This is a genomic window from Pseudomonas sp. GM79 (assembly GCF_000282495.1).
GTDB lineage: Bacteria > Pseudomonadota > Gammaproteobacteria > Pseudomonadales > Pseudomonadaceae > Aquipseudomonas.
Genome location: NZ_AKJE01000079.1, coordinates 1 through 10,548, shown reverse-complemented (window position 1 = coordinate 10,548; position 10,548 = coordinate 1). Strand labels below are relative to the sequence as shown.

Here is a 10,548-nt window from a genome sequence, read left to right as displayed (position 1 = left end):
CGCTCCCACATTGGAATGCGTTCCCCTGTGGGAGCGGGCTTGCTCGCGAAGGCCGAAGGCCTCGATCTCAGCGTTTCACTGCCGTCGGCTTATTCAACTCAGCCCGCTTGCTCAGCAAATCAAACACCGCCGGATACGCCGGCCGTTCGACATACCGACCGGCACCACGCTCGGCCCGCAAATCACCATCGGCCCACACCACTCGGCCCTGGCTGACGGTGTGGCTCGGCACGCCGCGCACGGTCTTGCCTTCAAAGATGTTGAAGTCGACTTGCTGGTGATGAGTCTTGGCTGAAATCGTCCGCGTACCTTCCGGATCCCAGAGCACCAGATCCGCATCGGCGCCCACTCGAATCGCACCCTTGCGCGGATAGAGGTTGAAGATTTTCGCGGTGTTGGTGGAAGTGAGGGCAACGAAGTGCTGCATCGACAAGCGCCCGGTGTTCACCCCCTCATCCCAGAGCACCGCCATGCGGTCTTCGATACCCGCGGTGCCGTTCGGGATTTTGCTGAAGTCGTCACGGCCGGCAGCTTTTTGCTCGGCGCAGAAGCAGCAATGGTCAGTGGCGGTGGTGTGCAGGTTGCCCGCTTGCAGGCCATGCCAAAGGGCTTCCTGATGGCCACGAGGACGGAAGGGTGGGCTCATCACGTAACCGGCGGCGGTCTGCCAGTCCGGGTGTTGGTAGACGCTGTCGTCCAGCAGCAGATGCCCGGCCAGCACTTCGCCGTAGACCGGTTGGCCCTTGGCGCGAGCGTAGGTTATTTCGTCGAGGGCTTCCTTGGTCGAGACGTGGACCAGGTACAGCGGCGTGCCGAGGGTTTCGGCGATGCGGATCGCCCGGCTCGCGGCTTCACCTTCCACCTGCGAAGGCCGCGACAGCGGATGTGCTTCCGGCCCGGTCATGCCCTGGGCCATCAATTTGCGCTGCAGGTGATAGACCAGCTCGCCGTTTTCCGCATGCACGGTCGGCACGGCGCCCAGTTCCAGGCAGCGCTCGAAGCTCGCCACCAATGTGTCGTCGGCGGCCATGATCGCGTTCTTGTAGGCCATGAAATGCTTGAAGCTGTTGACCCCATGCTGGCTGACCAGCTCGGCCATTTCCTCGCGGACCTGCTCGCTCCACCAGGTGATGGCGACGTGGAAACCGTAATCCGACGCCGACTTCTCCGCCCAGCCGCGCCATTGATGAAACGCCTCCATCAACGATTGCTGCGGGTTGGGAATCACGAAGTCGATGATCGAGGTGGTGCCGCCGGCAAGCCCTGCCGCGGTTCCGCTGAAGAAGTCCTCGCTGGCCACCGTGCCCATGAAGGGCAGCTGCATATGAGTGTGCGGGTCGATGCCGCCGGGCATCAGGTATTGGCCGCTGCCATCGAGCACCTCGGCATCGGTGGGAACATCGAGGTTTTCACCGATGGCTTTGATCACGCCGTCGGCGCAATAGACGTCGGCGCGATAACTTTCATCATGGGTAATAACGGTGGCGCCACGGATCAACAGAGACATTCCGAGTTCCTCGCAGGCATTGACCGACTGATGCCGGTTCTAAATGTTTTATATGAAGCAGACGCCAATCGGTGTATTCCTGTCAGCGCTGTCAAGAATAGACGCTAGCTGCAGTTTGTGGATTGAGCAAGAATATTTTTTATAAGCTTATTACTTATTTAACTGATTGATAAATAACGATAAAAACTGAAAATCACCAAAATGGTGAGGCCTCTCACCATTTTGACGCACTTGACAGGTTCCAAAAATAGACGAGATTTTCTATGTGAAATCAGCCGCTTGAGGATGGTCTATGGTTGATGCGCAATCTTTCAAAAAAGATCGACGCACCAGATTGAGTCCTGACTGTTCGGACAACTTGCCTGACATTCGGCCTGAGTGGCATGGCAACTCACCGCGGATTCAATAGTTGGATAAATAAAGCTGATTAACATCAGTTGGTTAGCGAAATTTTATGGCACTGCCCGATGCGCTAGCGGGGCACCCGGCACGTTTATTGATGCCGCCGCTGACACCTTTGGCCGGTCCATGAAAGTTGTCAGTTTCTCCGGCCATCGTCCGGCTCGCGCCCCTCGCGCCAGCCCCTGATGAGCAAAAATAATCAAAAGAACAGTGGAGCGGCCATGCAACAGATCAGATCGCAAGTGACCGAGCGCGACGGCTTGTTTGAGCTCGAAGCCGGCAGCGACGTCCTCGACAGTCCCCGTTACAACCACGACATGGCACCGACCAAGGTGCGCGAACGAACCTGGAACAAATGGCACATCACCGCGTTATGGGTCGGCATGGCGATCTGCGTGCCGACCTACACCCTCGGCGGCGTGCTCACCGCCTATTTCGGCCTGACCGTGGGCGAAGCGCTGCTGGCGATTCTGTTCGCCAACATCATCGTGCTGATCCCGCTGACCCTGAACGCCTTCCCCGGCACCAAGTACGGCATTCCGTTTCCGGTGTTGCTGCGCTCATCCTTCGGCATCCTCGGTTCCAACATTCCGTGTCTGATTCGTGCCCTGGTGGCGTGTGGCTGGTTCGGCATCCAGACCATGTTCGGCGGGCTGGCCATTCACCTGTTTCTCGGTTCGGTGTTCGATGACTGGAAAGCCCTCGGCGGCACCGGTGAGGTGATCGGCTTCATGGTGTTCTGGGCCTTGAACCTGTGGGTGGTGATTCGCGGCGCGGACTCGATCAAATGGCTGGAAACCCTCTCGGCGCCGTTGTTGGTGCTGGTGGGCGTGGGGCTGCTGGTGTGGGCGATGCCAAACGTGTCGATGACCGAGTTGCTGGCGATCCCGGCCAAGCGTCCGGAAGGGGCCAGCGTGGTCAGTTATTTTGCCGCCGGGCTGACCGCCATGGTCGGGTTCTGGGCCACTTTGTCGCTGAACATTCCGGACTTCAGCCGCTACGCGAAAAGCCAGAAGGATCAGATCGTCGGGCAGATCATCGGCTTGCCCCTGACCATGTTCCTGTTCGCCTCCCTTGGTGTGGTGATGACGGCCGCGTCGGTAAAACTGGTGGGCGTCACTGTCTCTGATCCGGTCACCCTGATCGGCCATATCCAGAGCCCGGTCTGGGTCGCCCTGGCCATGGCACTGATCATCATCGCCACGCTATCGACCAACACCGCAGCCAACATCGTGTCGCCGACCAACGATTTCCAGAACGTCGCGCCCAAGGTCATCAACCGCACCACAGCGGTGATGCTCACGGGGCTGGTCGGGTTGGCGCTGATGGCCCATGAGTTGCTGAAAAAGCTCGGACTGATCGTTTCGGATTTGAGCCTGGAGACGGTGTATTCCAACTGGTTGCTGGGCTATTCGAGCCTGCTGGGCCCGATCGCCGGGATCATGGTGGTGGACTATTTCCTGATCAAGAAACAGCAACTGGACCTGGCGGGCCTCTACCGTGATGACGTTTACCCGGCGTGGAACTGGTTCGGTTTTATCGCGTTCGGCGTGCCGGTAGCGTTGACGCTGTTGTCGCTGGGCAGCGATGCGTTCAGCTGGTTCTACAGCTACGGCTGGTTCACCGGCTCGGCCCTTGGTGGGCTGATTTATTACGGGTTGAGTGTGATGCGGCCGAGTCCTACTGCCGTGAAATCGGCGGTGTGAGGGATGGCCCCTTCGCGAGCAAGCCCGCTCCCACAGTGGATCTCCAGTGTTCACAAAACCCATGTGGGAGCGGGCTTGCTCGCGAAGGCGGCCTCAAAGACACCAAAATTCGCCTGAAGAAACCTATAACAACTGCCTGAGGAGATCACCATGAACGCTGCCATAGACGTTCTGCAGTCCACCCATCAGCACATCAACCGCGACCGTCTGTGGCAGTCGCTCATGGATCTGGCCAAACTCGGTGCCACGGTCAAGGGCGGCGTCTGCCGGCTGGCCCTGACCGACCTCGACCGCCAGGCCCGGGACATCTTCGTGAATTGGTGCGAGGAAGCCGGCTGCACCGTCAGCATCGACGCTGTCGGCAACATCTTCGCCCGCCGTCCGGGGCGCAACCCGAACCTGCCGCCGGTGATGACCGGCAGCCACATCGACACCCAACCCACCGGCGGCAAGTTCGATGGCTGCTTCGGCGTGCTCGCCGGGGTCGAAGTCTTGCGCACCCTCAATGACCTGAAGGTGGAAACCGAAGCGCCGCTCGAAGTGGTGGTCTGGACCAACGAAGAAGGCTCGCGCTTCGCTCCCTGCATGATGGGCTCCGGCGTGTTCGCGGAAAAATTCACCCTGGAAGAAACCCTGGCCAAGGTCGATGCCGAGGGCGTGACCGTCGGCGAAGCCTTGAACGCCATCGGCTATGCCGGGCCGCGCAAGGTCAGCGGCCATGCCGTCGGTGCGTATTTCGAAGCGCACATCGAGCAAGGCCCGATTCTTGAAGACGAACACAAAACCATCGGCGTGGTAATGGGCGCCCTCGGGCAGAAATGGTTCGACCTGAAATTACGCGGCGTCGAAGCTCACGCCGGCCCGACGCCGATGCACTTGCGCAAGGACGCTCTGGTCGGCGCCTCGGTGATCGTCGGCGCGGTCAATCGCGCCGCCCTCGGCCATCAGCCCCATGCGTGCGGCACCGTCGGCTGCCTGCAAGCCTACCCCGGCTCGCGCAACGTGATTCCTGGCGAAGTGCGCATGACCCTGGACTTCCGTCATCTGGAACCGGCGCGACTCGATTCAATGATCGCCGAAGTCCGTGAGGTCATCGAAACCACCTGCGAGGAACACGGCCTGACCTTCGAACTGACCCCCACCGCCGACTTCCCGCCGCTGTACTTCGACAAGGGCTGCGTCGAAGCGGTACGCGGCGCGGCGCAAGGGTTGGGTTTATCGCACATGGACATCGTCAGCGGGGCAGGGCATGACGCGATCTTCCTCGCCGAACTCGGCCCGGCGGGGATGATTTTCGTGCCTTGCGAAGGCGGTATCAGCCACAACGAAATCGAAAACGCCGCACCCGATGATTTGGCTGCCGGGTGTGCGGTGTTGTTGCGGGCGATGTTGGCTGCGTCGGATGCGATTGCCAGCGGTGAATTGGCGGCTTGAAGATCAAAAGATCGCAGGCTTCGGCAGCGCCCACAGGCGCGTAGGAGCTGCCGAAGGCTGCGATCTTTTGCTTCTACGCGTTAAAAAAACGTCCCCCACGTCACAAACCTGAATCCTCAATCGTCATCCTGTTGAACCCCTTAAATAGCGGAGCAACACGATGTCGTCCAACACCCAACCGGTCAATCTGCTGCAATCCATCCCTCAGGTTTTCGAAAGCCTGACCCAGGTCCATGTCACCCTCGACAGCCATGGCCTGGACCCGACCCTCAAACACCTGCTGCACCTGCGTGCCTCGCAGATCAACCAATGCGGTTTCTGCGTGAAGATGCACACCCGCGAGGCGCGCGAGGCCAATGAAACCAACGAGCGCCTGGATCGCCTGATTGTCTGGCGCCATGTCAGCGATTTCAGCGCCTCGGAACGCGCGGCCCTGGCCTGGACCGAAGCCCTGACCGTACTCGATGAAAAGACCGATTACGCCAGCCTGCGCGGCGACTTGCGCGAGCATTTCAACGATGCTCAGATCGGTGCCTTGACGGCCGAGATCGGCATGATCAACCTGTGGAACCGTTTGCAGGTGTCGAGGCACTGATCGATGAACTCCGCTGAAAACGCCGCCGCTGTATTCGAGCAGCGCCGGCCCTTTTTGCTCGGTCTGGCGTATCGCATTCTCGGCTCGCGCACCGAAGCCGAGGATGTGGTGCAAGAGTTGTTCATCAAGTGGCTGGAGGCCGACCGGGCCTCCATCGCCACGCCGGCCGCCTGGCTCACCACGGCCTGCACCCGGCACTGCATTGACCTGCTGCGCTCGGCGCACACGTCACGGGTCGACTACATCGGCACCTGGCTGCCGGAGCCGATTCACACCACCCATCAGCATTCACCCGAACACATGCATGAACTGGCCTCGTCATTGTCCACCGCGTTCCTGCTCTTGCTGGAACGGCTGACTCCCAAGGAACGCGCCGCGTACCTGCTCTACGAAATTTTCGACATGGATTACGCGCAAGTCGCCGAGGCGATCGGGGTCCAGGAAGCGGCTTGTCGCAAATTGGTATCCCGAGCCAAGGTCGGTCTGGGTAGCGGGCAAATCCGCTATCAGCCGGAGCCGGCGCGTCAGGACCAATTGCTGAGCGCCTTCCACAGCGCCATCGCCAGCGGCTCAACCGCATCCCTGACCGCGCTGCTGGCCGAAGACGTCGAACTCTGCGCCGATGGCGGCGGCAAGGCCTCGGCCATCCGCGAAACCTTGTCTGGCATTACCAGCGTGCTGGATTTCATTGGTCAGTCTTTGCATGTCTATTGGCATACTTGCGAATGGCTGCCCAGCGAAATCAATGGGGCACAAGGCGTGATCATCAAGGCGGACGGGGTCATTACTGCGTCGATGACGTTTGGTTTTGATGAAGCGGGGCGGGTGAGCCGGATTTTTATCATGCGCAATCCGGATAAGCTGGCGGGGCTGGATGCATCGTTGCAAGTGCAATAGTTGATCGTTCCCACGCTCTGCGTGGGAATGCAACCCGGGACGCTCCGCGTCCCTTTCGAGAGCTGGAACGCGGAGCGTCCCTAGAGGCATTCCCACGCGGAGCGTGGGAACGATCAGCCCGGCGGATGAGTCCTCAGCACTATCCCAATCCCCCGCGGTCGTAATCTTCACAGGGCCGCGCGTAACGGCGCCGCCGCAATCGTGGAGATCCAATGAGCCAGGACGTCCTGACCACCGAAACCAATCGCCGCCAGTTGCAGCAGATCATCGCCGGGCTGTCCGACGGGGTGATTTTGCTGGAGCTCGACCAGACGATCCTCTGGGCCAATGACGCCGCGCTGACCATGCACGGCGTCAGTCGGATCGGTGAGCTGGGGGCCAATGCCAAGGAATACGCGAAGCGGTTTGCCTTGCGTTATCGCAACAATCACCCGGTGGCGACGGAGAATTATCCGATCAGCCGTGTTGCCCGCGGCGAGATGTTCAACGATGTACTGGTTGAATTGACGCCAGTCGAAAACGACGAACGCACCTGGGTCCACAGCGTGCGCAGCATGGTGCTGGCGGATCGCGCCGGCGAGCCGGAGTCGTTGGTGCTGATCATGAACGACGTCACCGAATGGGCCAGCGCCGAGCAGCGTTTCGAAAAGACCTTCAATGCCAACCCGGCCCCGGCGGTGATCTGTCGCCTCAGCGATTTGCGCTACATCAAAGTCAACCAGGGCTTCCTGGAAATGACCGGTTATGCCCGCGATCAGGTGATCGGCACTTCGACCTATGAGCTGGATGTGCTGGAGCGCGCTGAAAACAAGGACCTGGCCAAGCAGCGTTTGCGTGACGGGGCAACCATTCCGCAGATGCAGGCCGAACTGCAATTACCCGACGGTGGCAGCAAACAGGTGATCGTTGCCGGGCAACCACTTGAGCTCAATGACGAAGCTTGCATTCTGTTTTCCTTCGTCGATATGGAGCTGCGGCACAAGGCCGAAATTGCCCTGCGCCAGAGCGAGGAACGGTTCGCCAAAGCCTTTCGTCTCACCCCGATACCGATCCTGGTGTGCAGCGCCGACGATCAAGTGGTGATGGACGTTAACGAAGCCTTTCTCGATACCCTCGCATGCCCGAGTGAAGAGGTGCTCGGCAAGACCGTGGCGCAACTCGGTTTCATCGATGACGCAGGCGCTCGCACGCGGCTGTTTGCAGCCCTGGAGAAAACCGGGAGTGTGGATCGCGTCGATGTCAGGGTGCGCCGCAAGGATGCCGGGCTGATCGATTGCGCCGTCTCGGCGGACACCGTGAACATTCAGGGTGGCACTTGCTACCTGCTGGTATTGATGGACATTACGGAGCGCAAACGCACCGAGCTGGAACTGGTGTCAGCCATTGAAGAGGTGATGAAAGATGCCTCCTGGTTCAGCCGCACGCTGATCGAAAAACTCGCCAACGTGAAGAACGTCAATTCACCGCAGTTGCCCACTGTGTCGTTCACCGAACTGACCGCGCGAGAGCGCGATGTGCTCGGCTTGATCTGTGAAGGCCTGGCCGACAAGGAAATCGCCGCACGCCTGAAACTGGCGCCTAATACGGTGCGCAATCATGTTTCGACGGTGTATTCCAAACTCGACGTGCACAGCCGCAGCGAGGCGATTGTATGGGCTCGAGAACGAGGTCTGTTCTCCAGCGAGAGGCGGCCAAAGGGGCAACGTTAAGATGCAAATGCACTAGTTGGGATGGTGCAATTTGATGTTCTGCTCAGGGGCTGGTTTTTCTAGGCTGTGAGGGTGCGATACGTGGCTTCGAGCCGGTATCGCGTCCTCTTCGAAGCAGCTAAAGGAACAGCCACATGGGTGCGAACAGTTCAAGCGTGGAGTCGATTTCAGGTCGTCGCCAAGGTGAATCGGGATGAATCATCTGGCGCAATTGCGTATGCAACTGGAGCGGAGTTTTTCGCCGTTGGCCTGTGAGTGCGCGCTCACCGGGGATAATTCGTTGACGGTGAAGCTTTATCATCCGGCGACGGGGCAGGTGGATCTGGTGGTCAGCGGGTTGAGCATGGTGAATCTCAGGACGCCGGAGGCGTTGACGGCGTTGATTGAAGAGTTGCGGTACGAGCTTGAGAGCATTGGTCTGCATCGGTCCAGTGCGTTGTAGGCGCTGACTTGTTTCCCGCTGCTTATGGTTTCGCCAGCACAGTCTATTAGGCGTTTTTCTGGCATTGGCGGGTGGCTGGGCTATAAGGAATGCGAGGTATTTCTTTTCTGTGACGGGGCCGCGGGTAGGCGGTGTGGTTTTTGTGTCGCGGAAAATGTCGATTACTCACCGCGGGTCAGCCTATGAACAGCCTTGGGATACATATTTTTTCGCCACTGTCGCTCTTACTCTGCGCGGCGATTCTGGGTGGTTGCGCCAGTCCGCCACCTCCACCACCCGCTGCGCCGCCACCGCCACCGGTTCGTACCTGCCAGACCTCCGAAAACACCGATGTGCAGGGTGATATGAGGGCAGAAGGGCAGGTGACGCGGACCACGACCCTGACCCGTTGCGTCACTCAGTAAGTTTGCTCCGGTTAATGGCGTTTACCGCCAGTGGCCCTCTGCGACTGGCGGGTGTCGCCCGAGCGGCGATTCAGACTTCCTCGATCCTGACCCAACGCGACTCGTGTGCCGCCAAACGAATCGCTGTCGCCAGGCGTTCGACTTCCCATGCCTGCTCGAAATCTGTCCCGTCCTGACCGAGGCCGGCCAGCGCCATCACCCACTCATGCACTTCCAAAGTCTTGAGTTCGTTGTAACCCAACTGATGCCCCGGTGCCGGGCTGAAAGCGGCATAACCCGGTAAATCCGGCCCTGCCAATAGCCGTTGAAAACCGCCTTGCCCTGCGCGATACATCCGCAGTTCATTCAAGCGTTCCTGATCGAACGCCAGGGTGCCCCGGGTGCCGCTGATTTCAAAACTCAGGTGATTCTTGTAACCGTGTTTGAGCCAACTGCTGCTGAACGTCCCGCGCGCGCCGTTGGCGAACCGCAGCAACGCGTGGACCTGATCGTCGACCGCGACCTCGCGTCGTTCCTGGCCACCTAACGTAACGGGGCGTTGCGCATGCACGGTCTGGGTATCTGCGCACACCGCCTGAATATCGCCAAGCAGATGACGGGCCATGGCCAGCAAGTGACTGCCCAGGTCCGCCAAGGCACCGCCGGCGTAATCGGCGTCACAGCGCCAGGACCAGGGTGAAACGGGATCGGCCATGAAGTCTTCGCTGAATTCGCCCTGGAAACTGATGATCTGTCCCAACGCTCCGCTTTGAATCAAATCCCGAGCGAGGCCGATGATCGGATTGTGCTGGTAGTTATAGCCGACCCGCGTCACCACGCCCGCAGCTTTAGCGGCCAGACGCATGGCGCTGGCCTGTTCGAGGTTCACCGCCAGCGGTTTTTCGCAGTACACCGGCTTGCCGGCGGCGAGAGCGGCCATGGCCATGGGGTAGTGCAGATGATTGGGGGTTGTGATGGCGATCAGATTGACCTTGGGATCGTTGATCAGCTGTTGCCAGTCACTGTGAGCGGCATCGAAGCCCCACGCGTCGGCGCAGTGCCGGGCGCGCTGCGGATCGGCGTCGGCGAGGGCAGCCAGTTTGAGCTTCAGCGGCAATTCAAAAACGGCGCTGACGTTGCGAAAGGCCAAGGCGTGGGCGCGGCCCATGAAACCTGTGCCGATGAGTCCGATACCGAGTTCGCGCATAGCCGGGGTCCTTTGGATTTTTATTTTCAGGAGGGCTATTTATGGAATAAATATTCCTAATATGCAAATGGTGGAATAAATATTCTTGTATTGGATCCGACACTGCCTGTGCAAACACCAATCTCGCTGTAGGAGCTGGTGTGCTCACGTGAGAAACAAAAAAGGCAGCCATTTGGCCAATGCCAGTCAGTTAAGGCGCAATCCATGTGGGAGCGGGCTTGCTCGCGAAAGCGGTGTATCAGGCAACATCAATGTTGACTGTGCCG

The 10,548-nt window shown here is 59.6% G+C and carries 8 protein-coding genes; 6 read left to right on the top strand and 2 right to left on the bottom strand.

All coding sequences use genetic code 11. From position 1 onward, the window contains the following. Window positions 1-67: 67 nt before the first annotated feature. Entirely contained in the window at window positions 68-1,507 is a 1,440-nt protein-coding gene (gene hydA, locus PMI36_RS08525) for a dihydropyrimidinase (RefSeq protein WP_008073869.1), read from the bottom strand. 623 nt (window positions 1,508-2,130) lie between these two features. On the opposite strand from hydA, the gene PMI36_RS08530 reads away from it, so the two are divergent. The 6 genes from PMI36_RS08530 to PMI36_RS08555 all read left to right on the top strand — a co-directional run bounded on the left by PMI36_RS08530 (window position 2,131) and on the right by PMI36_RS08555 (window position 8,692). Then, on the top strand, window positions 2,131-3,615 hold the full coding sequence (locus PMI36_RS08530) for an NCS1 family nucleobase:cation symporter-1 (protein WP_008073868.1): 1,485 nt from the start codon (window positions 2,131-2,133) through the stop codon (window positions 3,613-3,615). Window positions 3,616-3,765: 150 nt separating this feature from the next. Then, complete coding sequence (locus tag PMI36_RS08535; protein WP_008073867.1) at window positions 3,766-5,049, top strand: Zn-dependent hydrolase; 1,284 nt, start codon at window positions 3,766-3,768, stop codon at window positions 5,047-5,049. 160 nt (window positions 5,050-5,209) lie between these two features. Continuing rightward, window positions 5,210-5,644, top strand: a complete 435-nt coding sequence (locus tag PMI36_RS08540) for a carboxymuconolactone decarboxylase family protein (RefSeq protein WP_008073866.1) — start codon at window positions 5,210-5,212, stop codon at window positions 5,642-5,644. A 3-nt stretch (window positions 5,645-5,647) separates the two neighbouring features. Then, on the top strand, window positions 5,648-6,541 hold the full coding sequence (sigJ, locus tag PMI36_RS08545; protein WP_008073865.1) for an RNA polymerase sigma factor SigJ: 894 nt from the start codon (window positions 5,648-5,650) through the stop codon (window positions 6,539-6,541). Window positions 6,542-6,753: 212 nt separating this feature from the next. Next, window positions 6,754-8,250 (top strand): helix-turn-helix transcriptional regulator, encoded by a 1,497-nt coding sequence (locus tag PMI36_RS08550; RefSeq protein WP_008073864.1) that lies wholly within the window; start codon window positions 6,754-6,756, stop codon window positions 8,248-8,250. A gap of 193 nt (window positions 8,251-8,443) precedes the next feature. Then, the gene (locus PMI36_RS08555) at window positions 8,444-8,692 is read left to right on the top strand and encodes a DUF1652 domain-containing protein (RefSeq protein WP_008073863.1); all 249 of its coding nucleotides are present in this window, start codon (window positions 8,444-8,446) and stop codon (window positions 8,690-8,692) included. A 474-nt stretch (window positions 8,693-9,166) separates the two neighbouring features. Here the strand turns inward: PMI36_RS08555 and PMI36_RS08560 are convergent, their stop codons facing one another. Next, the gene (locus tag PMI36_RS08560) at window positions 9,167-10,282 is read right to left on the bottom strand and encodes a Gfo/Idh/MocA family protein (RefSeq protein WP_008073862.1); all 1,116 of its coding nucleotides are present in this window, start codon (window positions 10,280-10,282) and stop codon (window positions 9,167-9,169) included. Window positions 10,283-10,548: the final 266 nt, after the last annotated feature.

Coding starts and splice junctions, on each gene's coding strand:
- hydA (WP_008073869.1), bottom strand. CDS start 1,507: ATGTCTCTGTTGATCCGTGGCGCCACCGTTATTACCCATGATGAAAGT.
- PMI36_RS08530 (WP_008073868.1), top strand. CDS start 2,131: ATGCAACAGATCAGATCGCAAGTGACCGAGCGCGACGGCTTGTTTGAG.
- PMI36_RS08535 (WP_008073867.1), top strand. CDS start 3,766: ATGAACGCTGCCATAGACGTTCTGCAGTCCACCCATCAGCACATCAAC.
- PMI36_RS08540 (WP_008073866.1), top strand. CDS start 5,210: ATGTCGTCCAACACCCAACCGGTCAATCTGCTGCAATCCATCCCTCAG.
- sigJ (WP_008073865.1), top strand. CDS start 5,648: ATGAACTCCGCTGAAAACGCCGCCGCTGTATTCGAGCAGCGCCGGCCC.
- PMI36_RS08550 (WP_008073864.1), top strand. CDS start 6,754: ATGAGCCAGGACGTCCTGACCACCGAAACCAATCGCCGCCAGTTGCAG.
- PMI36_RS08555 (WP_008073863.1), top strand. CDS start 8,444: ATGAATCATCTGGCGCAATTGCGTATGCAACTGGAGCGGAGTTTTTCG.
- PMI36_RS08560 (WP_008073862.1), bottom strand. CDS start 10,282: ATGCGCGAACTCGGTATCGGACTCATCGGCACAGGTTTCATGGGCCGC.